Below are 18,492 nucleotides of genomic sequence, written 5' to 3' on the forward strand. Positions count from 1 at the left end.
CCCGTGCGACCCGCATTGACAATGCGGGTCGCACGTTTGCGTTTGATCGGCTACGATGACGCGCAGACAAGTTTGCGGGGAACCAGCGATGACTAGGTACGCGATCCCGGCCTGGCGCAGGATTCAACGGCGTATGGTCCGGCTTCGGCTCGCAGGGCGACCGGGCCCGCTCGCCGCCGCGCCGCGTTCGCCCCGGGCGGCGACGCTCGCGGCGATCGGCGCATCGCTCGTCGTGGCCGCCTGCAGCTGGACCGCGCACGATGTGCACGCGGACGGCATCGTCTGGCAGGTGGACAACTCGACGACGAATCCGGTCGGCAACTGGCAGATGCTCGGCATACACGATCTGCTGATTCAATGGGCCGTCGTCGACGATACCGCGTTCATCGCCAACACCCGCATCCAGCCTGCTGCGCACCTTCCCGACTGGGAACGTATCAGTCGTGAGCCATGGGCCAGAAACGTGATCCTGGGGCTGGCCGGCTACCAGGACGAAAAACGTGCGCGCACCCATCTGGCGACGCTCGCCGACCAGTCCCTGGAAGTGGCGCACGCACCGGTTCCGCTGCATGTCACCGGCTACTACTTCCCGGTCGAGATCGATCCGACCTGGCAGGACGCGCCGAAGCTCGCCGCGATCCTGCAACGGCTGCCGAGGCCGCTCTGGGTGAGCGTGTACGACCAGACCAATATCGGTGGAAAGGCGCTCGCGGAGTGGCTCGCAGCGTGGCTGCCCGCGGACGTCGGCGTGTTCTTCCAGGACGGCTGCGGCGTCTATGCCCGCGAGCCGTATGTCGCACGCAGCTACCTCGACGAGCTGGTTGCAAGATTGGGCAAGCAACGCGTGCGGGTCATCGCCGAGGCGTTCCGGCCCGCCGAGCGGGGCGGGTTCCGTTCAGCCAGCGCCGACGAGTTGGGCAAGCAACTGGTGGCGTATCGCGGCTATCCGGTCTATCTGTTCGATGGTCCGCACTATGTGTCGGACGATCTCACGCGCGCGCTCTCGACGTGGAAGCCCAAGCCGCCGTCGGCCGAGCCTTCCGGGACGCCGCACTGATTCGGCTCGATGCCGGCAAGCGGCGCGGGCAGGGTACGTGCATCGCGAAACAATCGGGCGGATTGGCTTTCTCGCGGCAACACGTGCCCGGAACCCGGTGCCGGCGCGCTGGCGCACGGGGCGTTTCGCGTCGCCCGCCAATCCCCCATTTGATGACCAAACCGCAAGACCTAGTGCATAGATATCGTTTGCCGCGGCCTTAATGACTATCGACAATCGTGGCTCGATTTCACCGCCGTGGCGCCAGAAGCGCCTCGGTGGCCGGTATCTGGCGGCTATCCCGGCCGTCCGCGCCATCCAGCTCACGACGACATGTACGCGTTCACTCCCTCATTCCAGAATCCCGCCGGCTCGCCGATCCGCGAACTGTTCAAGTACCTGTCCGAACCGGGCATGATTTCGTTCGCGGGCGGCTATCCGGCCAGCGACCTGTTCGACGTCGACGGCCTGAACGCAGCCGCCGAGCGCGCGTACGCGCAGCCCGTGCGCTGCCTGCAATACGGCCCGACCGACGGCCTCGCCGAACTGAAGCAGCAACTGATCGCGCTGATGGCGCGCCGCGGCGTGGCATGCACGCCGGCCGAACTGCTCGTGACGACCGGTTCGCAACAGGGCCTCGACCTGCTGCTGCGCGTGATGGTGTCGCCCGGCGACGTCGTGCTGACCGAGCAGCCGGCTTACCCGGCGACGCTGCAGGCGATGCGTCTGCAGCAGGCGCGCATCGTGACGATTCCGGTCGACGGCGCGGGTCTCGACGTCGATCGTCTCGGTGAACAGCTCGCGTCCGGTGCGATCGCGCAGCCGAAGCTGCTCTACACGGTCCCGACCTTCGCGAACCCGACGGGCGCGACGCTCACGCGCGAGCGCCGGCTGAAGCTGCTGCGTCTCGCAGTGCAATACCGTTTCCTGATCATCGAGGACGATCCGTACGGCGACCTGCGTTTCACGGGCGAAACCGTGCCGTCGATGCTCGCGCTGGCCGACGAAGTGGACGGCGCGCGCGACTGGATCGTGCATTTCGCGAGCCTGTCGAAGATCGTCGCGCCCGGGCTGCGCGTGGGCTGGACGATCGCGCCGGCCGAGATCGCGCGGCGCTGCGTGATCGCGAAGCAGACGGTCGATCTGTGCAGCACGCCGTGGACACAGGCGGCCGCCGCCGAATATCTGGCCGACGGCGCGCTCGAACGCCATCTGCCGCGCATCACGGCCGCGTACCAGCGCAAATGCGATGCGATGTGCGACGCGCTGCGTGACGGTCTTGGCGATGCGATCGAATTCCATCGTCCCGAAGGCGGGATGTTCGTGTGGGCGCGGATCGGCGCAGTGTCGTCGGACGTGCTGCTGCAACAGGCGATCGCGAACAAGATCGTGTTCGTGCCGGGCAAGGCATTCTTCGCGGACAACGTCGACGCGGCATCGCTGCGCCTGTCGTTCGCCGCGCCGGACGTCGACGCGATCCGGGAAGGCGTTGCGCGCCTCGTGCGCGCGTATGGTGCGGCGCTGGCCGCGTGAGGAGACATCAACATGAATATCACCGTCAACGACACCGTATCGATGGGCGCAGCACCGGGCGCGGGCGATAGCCGGCCGGTTGCGCACCGTTCGTCGCAGATCAGCGCAGGGCCGCAGTACGTGGCCGACGTGCTCGGCCGTTTCGGCGCGGAGCCGGCGGCCGACATCGGCGACGCGGCATCGGTCGTACTCGGCTACAACTGACCCGCACGGCAACGGCCGGCGCGCCGCGCGCGTGCCGCTGCCGCCGCGAACGGTTAAGCTTGCGCGATCGCAACCCGCCCGTTCGCTGCCTCGTCATGCCCGACTCCACTTCCGAATCGCTCGCGCAAACGTACGAGCGCCTGTGGTCCTGCCTCGAATCCGGCGTGAGCGCGCAGCGCTCGCCGTTCACGATGCTGCAGGCCGCGACGCTCGGCGTCGACGGTGCGCCGAAGGTCCGCACGATCGTGTTGCGGCAGGTGAGCCGCGCCGATCGTGTGCTGTCGTTTCATACCGATGCACGCTCGGAGAAGGTCGCCGAGCTGCGCCGCGATCCGCGCATCGCGCTCGTCGCCAACGATCTCGATGCGCTCGTGCAGATTCGCGTGGAAGGCGTTGCATCGATCTGCGACGACGATGCGCAACGGCGCGCGATCTGGCAATCGAGCCGCCCGCATACGCTGCTGCTGTATTGCGCACCGTTGCCGCCGGGCACGCCGGTCGAGTCGCCTGAAGCCGCGCATGTCGGCAGCGCCGCATCAACCGATGACGGCTACGACAACTTCTGCCTGCTTCACGTGACCGTGACGCGCATCGACTGGCTCGAGCTCGCACGCACCGGCCATCGCCGCGCGGTGTTCGACCTGCACGAATGTGGCTACGAAGGCCGCTGGATCGCGCCCTGACGCTGCCAAAGCCCGCTCAAGGGCGCCCGTCCGACACGGCCTGCGTGGCCATCCACTCGCGCATCACGACGATTGCGTCGTCGTCGCGCCGCTCGGCCGGATACACGAGATAGAACCCCACCGACAGCGGAAACGCGAAATCGAACGGCTTGCACAGCCGGCCCGCGGCGATGTCGCGTTCGACGAGCGGATCGGTCGCGAGCGCGATGCCCTGGCCGGCGACGGCCGCATCGATCGCGAGCGACGTCTGGTTGAAGCGCAGCCCCTTGTGCGGATCGATGTCGACGGGCTCGGGCATCGCGGCGAGGAACTCGGGCCACAGGTCGTGCGCGTCGTGCAGCAGCACGTGGCCCGCGAGCGCGCGCGGCGACGCGGGCGCAGCCAGCAGCGCTGGGCTGCACACCGCACACACGTCGAGTGGGAACAGCGCATGCGTGGCGAGATGCTTGCCGAACGGCGGCTTGCCGTAGCGGATCGCGAGATCGACGCCGTCATGGCGGAACGTTGCGATCTGCGAGTCGGCGATCACGCGCACGTCGTAATCGGGATGCGCGTCGGTGAACTGCGCGAGCCGCGGGATCAGCCATTTCGACGCGAACGACGGCGTCGTGCTGATCGTCAGCGCGGCGCGCCGCTTCACGAGCTTGTCGGTCGCGTCGGCGATCGCGTGCAGTGCACGCTGCACGTCGGAGAAATACGCGGCGCCGTCGTGTGTCAGCGCGAGCCCGCGCGGCAGGCGTTCGAACAGCTTCAGGCCGAGCACGTCCTCGAGGTGGCGCACCTGCTGCGCGACGGCGCCCTGCGTGACGCCGATCTCGTCGGCCGCGGCGCGGAAATTGAGGTGCCGCGCGGACACTTCGAACGCGCGAAGCGCATTCAGCGGCGGCAGGCGGGAGGGGCGAGGCGGCATCGTCAGGCTGTAGAAAAACTATCGGCTGGAGGCAGAAATACTGGTTCGACAGTCGTGAATGATGCGCCTACATTACCACTATGGCGCGCCGAACGGCGGCTGCGCGGCGGCAGGATTCGAACCAGGAGCAAATCGTGACTGTAGAAAAAGTGGCGTTGATCACGGCGGCGGGCAAGGGCATGGGCGCGGCGATCGCGCGCGAACTGGCGGCGACGGGCTATCGCGTCGCGCTGATGTCGCCGTCGGGCAGCGCGGTGGCGCTCGGCGAGGAACTGGGCGGGTTCGGCATCCAGGGCTCGGTGACGGAAGAAGCCGACATCGACCGGCTCGTGCAGGAAACTGTCGCTCGCTACGGCCGCATCGACGCGGTGGTGAACAATACAGGGCACCCGCCGAAGGGCGATCTGCTGGCGATCACCGACGACAACTGGCACGCGGGGCTCGACCTGATCCTGCTGAACGTGGTGCGCGTGATGCGCCGCGTGACGCCGATCTTCCAGAAGCAGGGCGGCGGCGCGGTGGTCAACATCTCGAGCTTCGCGGCGGACGCGCCCGAGCAGCCGATGCCCGTTTCGTCGGCACTGCGCGCGGCGTTGAGCGCGTGGACGCGTCTTTACGCGGAACGCTATGCGGCCGAGAACATCCGGATGAACGCGGTGCTGCCCGGCTTCATCGACAGCTGGCCGGAAACGCCGGAGATCGTCGCACGCATTCCGGCCGGCCGCTTCGGCAAGACCGGTGAAATCGCGAAGACGGTCGCGTTCCTGCTGTCCGACGGCGCGGGCTACATCACCGGGCAAAACATTCGCGTCGACGGCGCGATCGTCAAGGCGCTCTGAGCGTCGCGCGGGCGAGCGGCAGCACGGGCTGCGCCGCTCGCCGCGCAACCGCTACAAACGCGTACAAATCAGACAAATCCGGGATACATCAGACCTTTCAAATGGGCGACGCCGCGTGACGAGGGCGCGCCGGATTGAAAGCGAAGGCGCGTTTCCCGCGCGCGGCATGTTCACTTTCCACTTCACGAAAGGAGATGCCGAACGATGTCTTCCACACCGTTTTCCCCGATGCGTCGCCACCTGCTGGCCACATCCGTGGCCGCCGGGGTCTCGGCGATGCTGCCCACCGCGCTGCATGCGGCGACCGGTAACAGCGGGATACGCCCGTTCACCGCGCACATTCCCGATGAAGCGGTGGCCGACCTGCGCCGCCGCATTGCCGCGACGCGCTGGCCGGGCCGCGAGACCGTCGCCGACGAATCACAAGGCGTGCGGCTTGCCCGCATGCAGGCGCTGCTGCGTTACTGGGGCACCGACTACGACTGGCGCAAGGGCGAGGCGCGCCTGAACGGTTTCCCGATGTTCATCACGGAAATCGACGGGCTCGACATTCATTTCATCCACGTGCGTTCGCGGCACGAGAACGCGATGCCGATGATCATGACGCACGGCTGGCCGGGCTCGATCTTCGAGTTGCTGAAGGCGATCGGCCCGCTGACCGATCCGACCGCGCACGGCGCGAGCGCGGACGATGCGTTTCACGTCGTCGTGCCGTCGTTGCCGGGCTTCGGCTTCTCGGGCCGGCCGACGCAGACCGGCTGGGGCTCCGACCACATCGCGCGCGCGTGGGGCGAACTGATGGCGCGGCTCGGCTATACGCGCTTCGTGTCGCAGGGCGGCGACTGCGGCTCGGTGATCTCGCACCGGATGGCGATGCAGCGCGTGCAGGGCCTGGCCGGGATTCACGTGAACATGCCGGCGACGGTGCCGCCGGATATCGCGACGCTGCTCGCGACCGATGCACCCGCGCCGGCTTCGCTGTCGCCGAAGGAGAAGGCCGCGTACGAGAAGCTCGCGACGTTCTATCGCGACAACTGCGGCTACTCGGCGATGATGGTCACGCGCCCGCAGACGGTCGGCTATGCGCTCGCCGATTCGCCGTCCGGGCAGGCTGCATGGATGTACGACAAGATCTCGCAGTGGACGTACAGCGGCGGCGTGCCCGAACGCTCGATTCCGCGCGACGAGATTCTCGACGACATCTCGCTGTACTGGCTGACGAACACCGCGACGTCCGCCGCGCAGATCTATTGGGAGGATCACTCGAACAACTTCAACGCGGTGGACATCTCGCTGCCGGCCGCGATCACGGTGTTTCCGGGCGAGATTTACCAGGCGCCGCGCAGCTGGGCCGAGCGCAGTTATCACAACCTGATCTACTTCAACGAAGTCGACAAGGGCGGGCACTTCGCGGCATGGGAGGAGCCGGAACTGTTTGCTCGTGAAGTGCGTGCCGGGTTCCGGCCGTTGCGACGCGTGTAAGCGGAGGAGGGACGGGCGAACGCGGGCCGGTGGTCATGCGGCCGGCGTTCGTTTTCGTGGGTGTGACGCGTGGTGTCGAGCGCGTGGCGGTGCCCTTGCCCGGAGCGCCATGCGGCCGGGAGCATCCGGATGAGCGCGGTGCTGCCGGGCTACATCGATAGCTGGCCGGAAACGCCGGAGACCGTCGCGCGTGCCGGCCGGCCGCTTCCGCGAGATCGCGAAGCCGGCCGCGTACCGTCAATCAGCTTTGTGTCCGCGCTCTTCCGCAAGCAAGCGCCGGTAAGGCGGCAGCGCCGTGAACAGCAGCCAGGCGGCCAGTACCGCCGCAATCGTGCAGACGATGCCGATCGAGTTGCCGGTCATCTTCGGATTGCCGAACACGCGGTCCGTGACGAGCGCGATCAACGTCGGCCCGAGTCCGAAGCCGATCAACTGGGCAAAGAACGAGTAGAGCGCGCCGACGATGCCGCGCATCCGGCTGGGTGCGACGTTCTGCAGGGCCGCGGCCATGCAGCCGGTCGGCAGGCTGAAGAAGAACACGGTGCCGGCCGCGGCAGCCAGCGCGCCCATCGTGCCGGTTGCGAACGGAATGCTGGCGCAGCAGATCATCATTGGAATCATCGATATCGCGGCGGTGCGAAGCGGCGCGTCCTCGTAGCCTCGATTTTCGAGCCGGCGGGAAATCCATGGCCCGGTCAGCACGCCTGCGATGCCGAAGCCGACGACCAGCACGCCGAAGCGGAATCCGACCTGTGCGGCGGGCATCCCGTGCGCGCGAATCAGGTAAGCCGGCATCCATGCCGGCATGCCGAGCACGACGATCGCCAGCATGCCGACGCCCAGCAGGATGCGCGCGTAGAACCTGCGTCGTTCCCAAAGAAATGCGAGCGATTCGCGGGTCGTGTACTGACGCTCGTCCGCTCTGCCGCTGGCGACCTTGCCGCGCACCGGCTCTCGCACCGTCAGCCCTACCAGTAGCGCGAACAGAATGCCGGGCAGACCGATCAGCACGAAGGCCAGCTGCCAGGTCTCGAATCCGGCGAGCACCGGGATACGCTGGTGGACGTCGCGCGCGAACGAGATGACGAGGCCGCCGGCGACGAGCGAGAGCCCCCCGCCGAGCAACGGGCCGAGGACGAAGACACTCATTGCGCGTGGCATCTGCTTTGCCGAAAAGCAGTCGGCGATCATCGACAGTGCAATCGGGAACACGCAGGCTTCGCTGGCGCCGACGCCGAAGCGTGCGAGGAACAAACCTTCGAATGTCGTGGCCTTGCCGCACAAGACCGTGAAACTGCACCACAGACAGATGCCGATCAGCAGGATGTTGCGACGGTTGGTGATGTCGACGAGACGGCCGAACAGCGGCGACGCGATCAGGTACGCGGAAATGAACGCAATGCCCTGGACGAGGCTGAGCTGGGTGTCGGAGATCGCCAGCGAATGGCGGATCGGGTCGACGAGCAGGTTGAGGAGCTGGCGATCGATGTACGCCAGCGAATACGCGAGCATCAGGATGATCAGGATGTACCACGACCGCAGGCTGTCATGCACGGTCTGGACGGCAGTTCGTCCCGCCGGCGAGTCGCTCGGGCCGCCGACAGGCGGGACTTCATTCATGGCATGCTTCATATCTCCTCCAATGTCATCATTCAGTTGTTTTAACTATTATTTTTCGGGCCCGGAAGACGCGGCGTGAGTGGCGGTGGGTTCATGCCGTCATTCGCAGTAGCGTCAAACCGGTAAGGCGCGGCTTCGTCGAGCCGGTGATCATGTTCTCGAGTCGGCAGGCGATGAACCGCGCATCGTCGTCACGCGGATTGCCCGCATCGCCGAAGGGCATGCGCGATGTGCACTTGCGGGTTGCCCACCGCGAGCATGACGATTCAGACCGTCACGTCCTCGTCGTCATCAGATGAACGCCCCCTGCGCGCGATAGGCGTCGATGCGTGCTTCAGGCAGCCAGTCCTGCAGCGCGGCGACGCCATTCTCGGTACTCAATGCCGCGGGCGCCTCGGGCAGTGCTGCCGGCGTGCGCGAGAAGCGCGGGCCGGGCGCCGGGTGCGTCACGCCGTCTACGTCGACGAACATGCCGCGTGCCTGGGCGTGCGGGTGGCGCGGTGCTTCGTCGAAGTCGAGCACGGGAGCCACGCACACGTCGAGATGACCGAGCCGCTGTACCCATTCGTCGCGCGTGCGTTCGCTGAACTTTGCGGCCAGCACCTGCTTGGCCTGTGGCCACTGCGCGCGATCCATCTGCGCCTGCAGCAGCGGGTGGTCCTGCAGGTCGAGCTGTTGGAGCAGCAGCCGGTAGAACTTGCCTTCGATGGGGCCGACGCTCACGTACTTGCCGTCGGCGCAGGCGTAGACCTCGTAGAAGTGCGCGCCCGTGTCGACCAGGTTGGTGCCGCGTTCTTTGGCTAGCATCCCGGCGGCATGCATGCCGATCATCACCGTCATGATCGACGCGACACCGTCCACCATCGCGGCATCGACCACTTGGCCCTTACCGGAACCGCGTGCTTCGAGGATGCCCGCGAGCAGCCCGAACGCGAGGTACAGCGAGCCGCCCGCATAGTCGCCGAGCACGTTGAGCGGCGGCGTCGGCGCCTGCCCGGCGCGGCCCATCGCGTGCAGCGCGCCGGTGATCGAGATGTAGTTCAGGTCGTGCCCGGCCACCTGCGACAGCGGGCCGTCCTGCCCCCAGCCGGTCACGCGGCCGTAGACGAGGCGCGGATTGCGTGCGAGACATACATCGGGCCCGAGGCCCAGGCGTTCCATCACGCCCGGGCGAAACCCTTCGATCAGCGCGTCGGCGTCATCGACCAGTTCGAGCACCATCTCGACGGCTGCCGGATCCTTCAGGTCGACGCGAATCGACTTGCGGTTGCGCAGCCCGAGATCGAACTGCACCGGGCGCGGCGCGCCGAGGCCGGACGGCTCTTTGCGATCGACACGGATGACGGTCGCGCCGAGGTCGGCCAGGAACATCGCTGCCAGCGGCCCGGGGCCGATGCCGGCGATTTCCACCACCTTGATGCCCGCGAGCGGACCGGAGCGGGTTCGCGTATCAGTCATCTCAGATCACTCCGTCCCTGCGCAACTGCGACAGCTCGGCTTCGGAGCGCTTGAGCAGCCCCCGGTAGATTTCGTCGTTGGCGGCACCGAGCGCCTGCGCGGGCTGGTCGAACTGCACGGGCGTCCCGGAAAGCTTGATCGGCAGCCCCATGCCCATCGCGTCGACATCGGCGAGGCCAGGGTGCTCCAGCCTGACCACCGCACCACGCTCCCGCAGCGCCGGGTCATGCAGCACCTCCTGGGGCGAGCGCACTTTCGCGGCGGGAACGCCGCGCTTCTCTTGCAACTCGTGGATGACTTCGGCGCTGGTGAGCTGCTGCGTCCACGCTTCGATGAGCGTGTTCAGCCCGGCTGCGTGTGTCATGCGCGGGCCGCGCGTGGCATAGCGCGGGTCGTTCAGCAGCTCGGGTTGTCCCATCGCTTCCGTCAGGCTCTGGAACCAGTCGGGCTGGAACGCGACGAGTGCGACGTGACCGTCTTTCGTGCGGTACACGCCGAACGGCACCAGGCGGTCCTGGAAGTTGCCCGAACGCTTGGGGTAGCCATGCGCGTGGAAGATGTCGAAATGTTCCTCGGCCACCAGCGACGCGAGGCAATCGAGCATCGACACCTGCACCTGTTGCCCTTCGCCCGTCTTGCCTCGATGAATCAGCGCCACGAGGATGCCGTTCACAGCGAACAACGGCGCGATCATGTCGGCCATCGGAATCCCGATGCGGGTGGGCGGACCGTCGGCGAACCCGGTTACGTCCATGATGCCGGACAGCGCCTGGACGATGATGTCCATGCCCTTGAGCTTCGGGTATGGGCTTGGCTCGCCAAACGCCTTGACCGATGCATAGACGATCTTCGGGTTGACCTTGCGCACACGCTCGTAGTCCACGCCCAGTCGCGCCGTGACGCCTTCGCTCGCGTTCTCGATGACGACGTCGGATTCCTTGACCAGTTCCATGAACAGCGCACGGCCCTGTTCTGATTTCAGGTCGAGCGTGATGCTCTTCTTGTTGCGCGCGCGGTTGAGGGTGGTCAACGACACTTCGTCGTCGCCCTTCACACCGAAGTGGACGCCGTCCTTGCCGACGTACGGGGGATTGTTGCGTGCGATGTCGCCGCCGCCGGGGGACTCGACACGAATGACCTCGGCGCCCAGGCCACCGAGCAACAGGGAGCCATAGGGGCCCGCGAGCGCGACGGTCAGGTCGAGGACGCGGATGCCTGCCAATGGTTTGGTAACCGACATACGTTGTCTCCGGAAAACCTGTGTGTGACCGATGCCCGCTCTTTCTTCGGCGGGCTCGCGTCATCGACCGGTTTTTCTATTGGAAGGTGGGCAACCATCGATCGTCGGACCGACGGTTGCCCACGGCTCGTCAGTACGATTTGGGCAATCCGAGCTTGCGCTCGGCGATGTTCGACAGGATGAGTTGCGGGGTGACGGGCGCGATGTAGCCGATCCACGCCTCCCGCATGAACCGCTCGACGTGGTACTCCTTCGCGTAGCCGAAGCCGCCGTGCGTAAGGATCGCGGTCTGGCATGCCTGCATGCAGGCCTCGGACGCGAGCAGCTTCGCGGCGTTCGCCTCGGAGCCGCAGGAAAGCCCCTTGTCGTAGAGTTCGGCGGCGGCCAGCATCATGTGGTTGGCCGCTTCCAGCTCGGCCCAGTTGCGGGCCAGCGGATGCTGGACGCCCTGGTTCTGACCGATCTGACGACCGAACACGACACGATCCTTCGCGTATTGGGTCGCAATCTTGAGTACGGCGCGGCCCATGCCGACTTGCTCGGCGGCAACGAAGACGCGTTCGGCGTTCATCCCGTGGAAGATGTAGCTCAGGCCCTTGCCTTCCTCGCCGATCAGTTCGTCCTTCGACACCGGCAGGTCGTCGATGAAGAGTTCGTTCGTATCGACTGCGGCGCGGCCGAGCTTGTCGATCTCGCGGATGTCGACATACCTGCGGTCGAGCTTCGTGTAGAACAGGCTCAGCCCCTCGCTGTGTTTTTTCACCTGCTCGATCGGCGTGGTGCGCGCGAGGATCAGCATGTGATCGGCCACTTGCGCGGTCGAGATGAAGACCTTCTTGCCCGAGATCAGGTAGTTGCCGTCGGGCTGCTTCTTCGCGACGACCTTCAGCTTCGTGGTGTCGAGGCCGGTGTCCGGTTCGGTCACCGCGAAACACGCCTTGTGCTCGCCGCGGGTGAACGGCGGCAGCCACGCTTTCTTCTGCGCTTCCGAGCCGAAGTGCACGACCGGCTGCAGGCCGAAGATGTTCATATGGATGGTGGACGCCGCCGCCTGGCCGCCGCATTCGGCTGCGGCGCGAAGAAAGAGTGCGGCTTCGGTCACGCCCAGGTTGGCGCCGCCATACTCTTCGGGCATGCAGATGCCGAGCCAGCCGCCGCTCGCGACCGCGTCGAAGAACTCATGCGGAAATTCGTGGTTCTTGTCCTTGTTGCGCCAGTATTCGAGCGGAAACTTCGCGCAGATCTTTTGCGCGGCGTCGACGATCGCCTGATGGTCGTCGCTGAGTTGATAGTTCATGGTCTTCTCCGGTAGGGGCGAATTCAGGCGTTGTTGGCGGGGCGCAGCAGCATCAGGCCGGTGCGCAACGCGGTGCACACGATCTCGTCGCGCTGGTTCTTCGCCACATGCTTGAACTTGACGATGCCGGAGTCGTTGCGGCTCTTCGACAGCCGCGTTTCGAGGATCTCGGTCTCGACTCGAATCGTGTCGCCATGGAACGTCGGCTTCGGGAACGCAATTTCGCCGAAGCCGAGATTGCCCAGCGTCGTGCCGAGCGTGGTTTCGTACACGGTGATGCCGGCCACCAGCGCGAGCAGGAACATGCTGTTCACGAGGCGCTGGCCGTAGAGGGATTGCTTGCTGTACTCGGCATCGATGTGCAGCGGTGCGCAGTTGTAGGTCATCGCCGAGAACAGCACGTTGTCGGTTTCGGTCACGGTGCGGCGGATCGCATGCTCGATCACCATGCCGGGCTTGAATTCTTCGAAGTAAAGGCCTGCCATTTTTTCTGTCTCCTGGTGTGTTCGGGTAAGCGATCAGCGGTTGAACGACTGCGCGAGTTCGATGATTTCGCGGGCCGTCTTCGCGTGGGCGATGTCGATGTGCTCGCCGTCATAGATGCACGATGCGCGCCCTTCGGCCTGGGCCTTGTCCAGCGCGTCGATCATGCCCTGGTAGAACGCAACTTCCTCTTCGGTCGGGCTATAGGTCTGATTGACGATTTCGACGTTCGACGGGTGCAGCACGAGTTCGCCGCTCATGCCGAGCTGGCGGTCGTTCGCCGACGACACCTTGAGCCCGTCGAGGTCATGCACCTGCTGCCACACACCACCGATCGGCAGCTTGCCGGCGGCGCGCGCGGCCATCACGATGCGCGATTTCAGGTACTGGGTTTCGCGGCCTTCGAGCGACCACACGGTCTTCAGTGCGCGGGCCACGTCGGCGTTCTTCGCGGTGGCGCCGACGATCGCCGGCACGCGCTCGTGCTGCGCGATCTCGTACGCGAGCTCCAGCGAACGCGCGGTTTCCAGCAGCGGAATCACCTTCGTGTGACCGACCGTGACACCCGCGCGGTACTCGGCTTCGGCCAGCATCGACGACACCGTGTGGATGTCTTCCGGGCCGCAGGGCTTCGAAATCACGACGCCTTCGAGCGCCGGGTTCACGATTGCCAGGATGTCGTCGAAGTCGTACAGGTGCGCGCTGCGGTTGATGCGTACCCACACACGCTGCTTCTGCTCGGCGAGCCACGCGAGCTTCGATCGGACGATTTCACGCGCCTCGACTTTCTGTGCGGGCGGCACGCTGTCCTCCAGATCGAGGATCAGCGCGTCGGCCCCGGATTCGACGGACTTCTCGATCCAGGTCGGCTTGTTACCGGGAACGAAGAGGAAGGAACGGATGAGTTTCGTTTGCGTCAACATGGTTGCATTAGCCCAATTGATCGTCGGCATCAGGTGATGGCCTGACGATTACGTCTGTTCAAAAGTCGGAACTCGTCGGCAGATGGCAACGTTCATGGGCTGTCTCCTGGGTGGGTGGCCTTGTACGCAGCCATCGCATCGGTCGTTGCGACTATTACATTCGCAAGTCAGGCAGCAAGAAAGGCGTTGAGGCTTATGAAAAAAATAAGCATCAGTTATGGCGCGAGGCGCTTGCCCGGTAGCTGAGCGGGAGACGAGGAGGGGGCGCAGGCGGGAAGGGGGCTCAGGATTTCAAGCCGTCCCGCGTGCTTTTTCCGGGGGGATTTCGGGGGAATCTCGGCGACGATGCCTGGAACCGTGCGACCGATGTTCCGTCGCCACCCGACACAGGGCGCGAGATCTCGTGGATGCACGCATGAGCGTTCATGGCATTCGGCGCGATGGCATGCCGTGGCGGCCACGACACCATGGGCGCCTTATGGAACGTTCGACGGCATGAATCCGGTCTTCGTGCGAGTCATCGGACTACAGCAGGGGAGTCCGAATTTTCTTCACATGCTGCCGGCGAGTCAGACCTGTTCGGACACCCAGTTGCGATAGGCGGTCTCTACCAGCTTGCGTAGCCAGATGTGACTGGCGTCGCGTTGAAACCGCTCGTGCCAGATCATGCGGGACGTGAGCGTTCCAACCTCGAACGGCACGGGGTGCAACCGGACCGGAAACAGGGCCGTCAACTGCCGGCCGGCAGGTTCTCCGACGGTGCAGATCGCATCCGTCTTCACCACGGTCTGGGCCGCGACGAAATCGCTGGACACGCTGGCCACTGCATTCCGGTGAATCCCGGTGGCCTGCAAGCGCTCCGAGATCGGGTCGGTGGTGTCGGCGATCCGGCGTACGCTGACATGCCGCCCGTCGATGTAGTCCTGAAGGGTGAGCGCCGCCGCGGCCCATTTGCCCTGGGCTGACACCATGCACACCATGCGATGCTCGGCGAGCCGTTGCTGGCGCAGCGACGGCGCGGCGCCCGCAAGGCTGCCGGCCGCAAGGTCGACTTCGCCTTGCTCGAGCATGGACAGCAACTGGGAGTGGTGCACCCGGATCCCTCGTATCCGGCATCGCGGAGCATGCAGCGCAAATTCGGCCGCGACGCTTGGCAGGACGGCAAACTCCGCAACCTCGGACAGGCTGACGATGAATTCCTGTTCGGCCGTCGCGGGATCGAAGCCGTCCGGCGGGCGCGAGAGCATGTCCATGTCGCGAAGCAGGCGCGCAATGATGGGTTGCAGCGCGAGCATGCGCGGCGTCGGCTTCAGCATGTTTCCGCTACGCACGAACAACTCGTCACCGAAGTGCTCGCGCAGCCTGCGGAGATTCTGGCTGATGGCGGGTTGCGTCACGCCGAGTGCGACCGCGGCCTTCGATGCATTGCCGGTATCCAGGATCGCCTGCAGCGTCGCCACGAGGTTCAGGTCGATGCGGCCTGAACGCCCGGATTGCCTCGACCTATACAAAGACATAAGTGCCGATTATGTGTTTCATAAGCATGGGTGCCTTTCTTGTCAGCGGGCTTGCGCATGTAATGGCAGCCGATGACCAGGGCGATGGTTGCGCACGGCAGTAGCCATCCATGACGGAGACACCCATGACTACGATCGTCGAGCAATTGGCGAACTTTAGCACCAACACGTCATTTGACGACATTCCGGCTCCGGTCGTGGACGAAGCCAAGCGACTGGTGCTCGACTCGATCGGATGCGCCCTTGCCGCCGTCGGCCATCCCAAGGGGCACATCGGCATCGAATATGGCAGATCGATGGCAGGCCAGGGGCAAGCCACGATCATCGGCACCCCGCATCGGGTCGCGGCACTGGGTGCCGCTGTCGCCAATGGAGAACTGATCAACGCACTGGACATGGACGCCGTTGTGCCGCCCGGCCACGTGACGCCGTATGTGCTGCCCGGTGCGCTGGCGATCGGCGAAACGACCGGGGCCTCGGGGCGTGACCTGATCCGCGCAATCGCCGTGTCGCATGAAATGTCCTGGCGCATCGGCAAGGCGATGGACTATTTGCGCGACGTGAAAGACGGCCGGCTCGACACCCCGAAAGTGTTCGGCTTCGCGAGTACGGTCTTCGGTGCAACGGCGGCCATCGGCATGCTGCAGCGGCAGTCGGCCGACATGCTCGCGCATTCGTTGAGTATTGCCGGTTACGTCTCGCCGGTGCAGTCGATGATGGCCTTCTTTCACCACGCGCCGAGCACGACGATCAAGTACACGATGGCGGCGGCGCTGGTGCAGTCGGCGATGCTGGCGGCGAACATGGGGTTGCTGGGCCACCGGGGCGATTTCCAGCTGCTGGACGACGCGGAACATGGCTACGCCCGGTTCATCGGCACCCGGCGCTGGGCGCCGGAGCGGATCACGTCGGGCCTGGGCGAGAAATGGGGCTTCATATCCGAGCAACTGTACAAGCTCTATCCGCACTGCCGCGTCCTGCACGGTCCCCTCGACTGCCTGATCGATATCGTCGAGCGCAACGACATTCAGCCTGACGAAATCGAACACATCGACCTGCTCGTGGAAGGATTCGTCGAGAAGCCGACCTGGCTGACGCAGGATATCCGGCACGTACATGACGGTCAGTTCAGCATTGCCCACGGCATGGCCATCGGCGCACATCGCCTGGTGCCGGGACGGGACTGGCAGGATCCCGCACATGTGTTCAGCCCGTCGGTGCTGAGCCTGATGAAGAAGGTCCGACACCGGGTGCATCCGGATTACCTCAAGGAATTGTCGTCGCATGCGTCAGCGCGTCCGTCACGCGTAGAGGTGACGGCGCGCGGCCAGACGTTCGTGGCCGAGCGTCTCTATCCCAAAGGAAGCCCGTCACCCGACCCGTCGAATCTGCTTTCTACCGACGAGTTGATCGCGAAGTTTCATCGGAACGCCGACGGCGTGATGCCGCACGACCGGGCCGATGCCGTCGTCAACGCGGTGATGGCGCTGGATCGCGACTGCAACGTGCCCGGGTTGATGGCGTTGGTTGTTCCAGCCGCTGCGTAGACCGTCCGTGCACGGTCCAACATATTGACAAGGAGACTCGGCATGAAATTCACGTATCTCGTACTGACCAACCCGACTCCCGGGAACGAGGATGCGTTCAATCGCTGGTACTCGGAGCAGCATGTGCCTGACGTATTGCGCGTACCCGGGGTTGTGAGCGCTCAACGCTTCAGGCGCACGGAGCAACAACGGGGATCGGGTGCGCAACCGTGGCAATACATGGCGCTTTATCAGTGCGATGCCGCCGAACCGCAAGTCGTCACGGACGGTATTCAGGCGCGGTACAACACGCACGAGATGCCGATCAGCGATACGTTGGCCGACGTGCGCTATGCCTGCTACTTTGAACCCGTTACCGACGTGGTCCTGAAGCAGGGCGATTGAGCCGCGGCGCTCGTCGCTGCCGACGTGATGCGTGGCGCCGAGCGCGCGGACGTGTCCTTGCCCGGAGCACCATGCGCCGGGAATGTCCGGATGAGCGCGGTGCTGCCGGGCTTCATCGACAGCCGGCAGGAAACGCCGGAGATCGTCGCGCGGCGGCAGCCGCTGATGAATTCATTTCCCCGCGTTCAGCCTCGTGATTGCACCGCGGTTTCATTGTCTGTTGCTGGTGTCGTCCATCAAAGTGACCGTTTTATAGCGGAAGCAGCACGTCACTTCCGCACACGATTGAATGACATATCGATGAAATCGACCCCTCCCGATCGAAACATTCCATCGTAATTATCTGATTTAAAAGCGATTTTGATAAAAATCAAAAATATATCGCATGAATGGTCTGATGGTTTGAAACCCTCAATACAATGATTCGCGGCAGAAAGGCCAATTGGCCCTTTCACAGTTTCGCCCGGTGAAAAAATACGACCCGAGGTTCCGCGATGACGAACAACGACGTGCGCGAGTCGCGCGTGCCTTGCAGTGGCACGCGGCCGCTTGAAGGTCAAAGAGGCATCGTCGTCGGATTGGCGAACGAGCAGAGCATCGCCTGGGGATGTGCGCGCGCCTTTCACGCGGCAGGTGCCGAGCTGGCCGTGACCTGGCAATCCGATCGCGCGTTGCCGTACGTCGAGCCGCTGCTGGAACAGTTGAAGCCGGCGATCGCGATGCCCGTCGACGTGAGTCGGACCGACCAGATGCGCGAGCTGTTCGACACGATCGGCGAGCAGTGGGGCGGCCTCGATTTTCTGCTGCACGCCGTTGCCTATGCCCCCAGGGCCGACCTGCACGGGCGGGTCGTCGACAGTTCGCCGGAAGGGTTCGCCCTCGCGATGGATACCTCGTGCCACTCGTTCATCAGGATGGCAAAACTTGCCGAACCGTTGATGACGTCCGGCGGCAGCCTGATGGCGATGACCTACATCGGCGCCGACCAGGTCATCGCGGAGTACGGCGTGATGGGGCCGGTCAAGGCCGCGCTGGAGGCTTCCGTTCGCTACCTGGCCGTCGAACTGGGGCCGGCAGGCATTCGCGTGAACGCGGTTTCGCCCGGCGCATTGCCCACGCGAGCGGCCTCGGGGCTGCCGAACTTCGATCACCTGCTCGACGACACCGCACGGCGTGCGCCCTTGCGCCGGCCGCTCGACATCGACGACGTCGGCGCGCTGTGCACCTTTCTCGCCAGCGATGCCGCACGCGCGATGACCGGCGGCGTTCATTACATCGACGCGGGGATGCACGTGCTCGGCTGACGCGAGGCGGCCGCTCCCGGAATGCGTCGAGA

18 protein-coding genes and 2 pseudogenes are annotated in these 18,492 nt (G+C 65.1%); 11 read left to right on the forward strand and 9 right to left on the reverse strand.

The window, feature by feature from the left end; translation table 11 throughout:
- Positions 1-88 precede the first annotated feature (88 nt).
- From G3O06_RS11860 to G3O06_RS11875, 4 genes are all read left to right on the forward strand, one after another.
- Complete coding sequence (locus tag G3O06_RS11860; protein WP_205816134.1) at positions 89-1,057, forward strand: hypothetical protein; 969 nt, start codon at positions 89-91, stop codon at positions 1,055-1,057.
- A gap of 312 nt (positions 1,058-1,369) precedes the next feature.
- Entirely contained in the window at positions 1,370-2,569 is a 1,200-nt protein-coding gene (locus G3O06_RS11865; protein ID WP_205816135.1) for a PLP-dependent aminotransferase family protein, read from the forward strand.
- Positions 2,570-2,581: 12 nt separating this feature from the next.
- Positions 2,582-2,773, forward strand: a complete 192-nt coding sequence (locus G3O06_RS11870; protein WP_174999626.1) for a hypothetical protein — start codon at positions 2,582-2,584, stop codon at positions 2,771-2,773.
- Between the two features lie 95 nt (positions 2,774-2,868).
- On the forward strand, positions 2,869-3,456 hold the full coding sequence (locus G3O06_RS11875) for a pyridoxamine 5'-phosphate oxidase family protein (RefSeq protein ID WP_205816136.1): 588 nt from the start codon (positions 2,869-2,871) through the stop codon (positions 3,454-3,456).
- A gap of 16 nt (positions 3,457-3,472) precedes the next feature.
- On the opposite strand, the gene gcvA is transcribed toward G3O06_RS11875, so the two are convergent.
- Positions 3,473-4,366, reverse strand: a complete 894-nt coding sequence (gcvA, locus tag G3O06_RS11880) for a transcriptional regulator GcvA (protein ID WP_174915732.1) — start codon at positions 4,364-4,366, stop codon at positions 3,473-3,475.
- A 134-nt stretch (positions 4,367-4,500) separates the two neighbouring features.
- On the opposite strand from gcvA, the gene G3O06_RS11885 reads away from it, so the two are divergent.
- The 3 genes and pseudogenes from G3O06_RS11885 to G3O06_RS48990 form a co-directional block, all read left to right on the forward strand.
- A complete protein-coding gene (locus tag G3O06_RS11885; protein WP_034188601.1) occupies positions 4,501-5,205 on the forward strand; it encodes an SDR family oxidoreductase in 705 nt (234 codons plus the stop codon).
- A gap of 204 nt (positions 5,206-5,409) precedes the next feature.
- On the forward strand, positions 5,410-6,687 hold the full coding sequence (locus tag G3O06_RS11890) for an epoxide hydrolase (protein WP_174970521.1): 1,278 nt from the start codon (positions 5,410-5,412) through the stop codon (positions 6,685-6,687).
- A gap of 102 nt (positions 6,688-6,789) precedes the next feature.
- Positions 6,790-6,922, forward strand: a pseudogene (locus G3O06_RS48990) (3-oxoacyl-ACP reductase); the annotation flags it as partial.
- Positions 6,923-6,924: 2 nt separating this feature from the next.
- Here the strand turns inward: G3O06_RS48990 and G3O06_RS11895 are convergent.
- The 8 genes from G3O06_RS11895 to G3O06_RS11925 all read right to left on the reverse strand — a co-directional run bounded on the left by G3O06_RS11895 (position 6,925) and on the right by G3O06_RS11925 (position 15,168).
- Complete coding sequence (locus tag G3O06_RS11895; RefSeq protein WP_241019828.1) at positions 6,925-8,307, reverse strand: MFS transporter; 1,383 nt, start codon at positions 8,305-8,307, stop codon at positions 6,925-6,927.
- A 91-nt stretch (positions 8,308-8,398) separates the two neighbouring features.
- Positions 8,399-8,530 carry a hypothetical protein gene (locus tag G3O06_RS49670; protein ID WP_277403710.1) on the reverse strand — a complete coding sequence of 44 codons (132 nt, stop codon included), beginning with the start codon at positions 8,528-8,530 and terminating at the stop codon, positions 8,399-8,401.
- A 68-nt stretch (positions 8,531-8,598) separates the two neighbouring features.
- Positions 8,599-9,765, reverse strand: coding sequence for a CaiB/BaiF CoA-transferase family protein (locus G3O06_RS11900; protein ID WP_205816138.1), 1,167 nt, complete (start codon positions 9,763-9,765; stop codon positions 8,599-8,601).
- A 1-nt stretch (position 9,766) separates the two neighbouring features.
- Positions 9,767-11,005, reverse strand: a complete 1,239-nt coding sequence (locus tag G3O06_RS11905; RefSeq protein WP_205816139.1) for a CaiB/BaiF CoA-transferase family protein — start codon at positions 11,003-11,005, stop codon at positions 9,767-9,769.
- Between the two features lie 130 nt (positions 11,006-11,135).
- Positions 11,136-12,302: an acyl-CoA dehydrogenase family protein gene (locus G3O06_RS11910; RefSeq protein WP_205816140.1), complete on the reverse strand. Its 1,167-nt coding sequence runs from the start codon at positions 12,300-12,302 to the stop codon at positions 11,136-11,138.
- Positions 12,303-12,325: 23 nt separating this feature from the next.
- On the reverse strand, positions 12,326-12,787 hold the full coding sequence (locus G3O06_RS11915; RefSeq protein ID WP_174979317.1) for a MaoC family dehydratase: 462 nt from the start codon (positions 12,785-12,787) through the stop codon (positions 12,326-12,328).
- A gap of 33 nt (positions 12,788-12,820) precedes the next feature.
- Positions 12,821-13,708: a CoA ester lyase gene (locus G3O06_RS11920; protein ID WP_205816141.1), complete on the reverse strand. Its 888-nt coding sequence runs from the start codon at positions 13,706-13,708 to the stop codon at positions 12,821-12,823.
- A 569-nt stretch (positions 13,709-14,277) separates the two neighbouring features.
- Positions 14,278-15,168 carry a LysR family transcriptional regulator gene (locus G3O06_RS11925; protein ID WP_346779510.1) on the reverse strand — a complete coding sequence of 297 codons (891 nt, stop codon included), beginning with the start codon at positions 15,166-15,168 and terminating at the stop codon, positions 14,278-14,280.
- Positions 15,169-15,350: 182 nt separating this feature from the next.
- Here G3O06_RS11925 and G3O06_RS11930 point away from each other — a divergent pair, with 182 nt between their 5' ends.
- The 4 genes and pseudogenes from G3O06_RS11930 to fabI all read left to right on the forward strand — a co-directional run bounded on the left by G3O06_RS11930 (position 15,351) and on the right by fabI (position 18,460).
- Positions 15,351-16,772 carry an MmgE/PrpD family protein gene (locus G3O06_RS11930; protein WP_205816143.1) on the forward strand — a complete coding sequence of 474 codons (1,422 nt, stop codon included), beginning with the start codon at positions 15,351-15,353 and terminating at the stop codon, positions 16,770-16,772.
- A 42-nt stretch (positions 16,773-16,814) separates the two neighbouring features.
- Complete coding sequence (locus G3O06_RS11935) at positions 16,815-17,156, forward strand: DUF4286 family protein (RefSeq protein ID WP_205816144.1); 342 nt, start codon at positions 16,815-16,817, stop codon at positions 17,154-17,156.
- A 75-nt stretch (positions 17,157-17,231) separates the two neighbouring features.
- A pseudogene (locus G3O06_RS11940) lies at positions 17,232-17,309 on the forward strand (3-oxoacyl-ACP reductase); the annotation flags it as partial.
- A gap of 341 nt (positions 17,310-17,650) precedes the next feature.
- A complete protein-coding gene (gene fabI / locus G3O06_RS11945; RefSeq protein ID WP_205816145.1) occupies positions 17,651-18,460 on the forward strand; it encodes an enoyl-ACP reductase FabI in 810 nt (269 codons plus the stop codon).
- The last annotated feature ends 32 nt before the right edge of the window (positions 18,461-18,492 follow it).

The organism is Burkholderia sp. Ac-20345, assembly GCF_017104825.1.
GTDB lineage: Bacteria > Pseudomonadota > Gammaproteobacteria > Burkholderiales > Burkholderiaceae > Burkholderia > Burkholderia lata_B.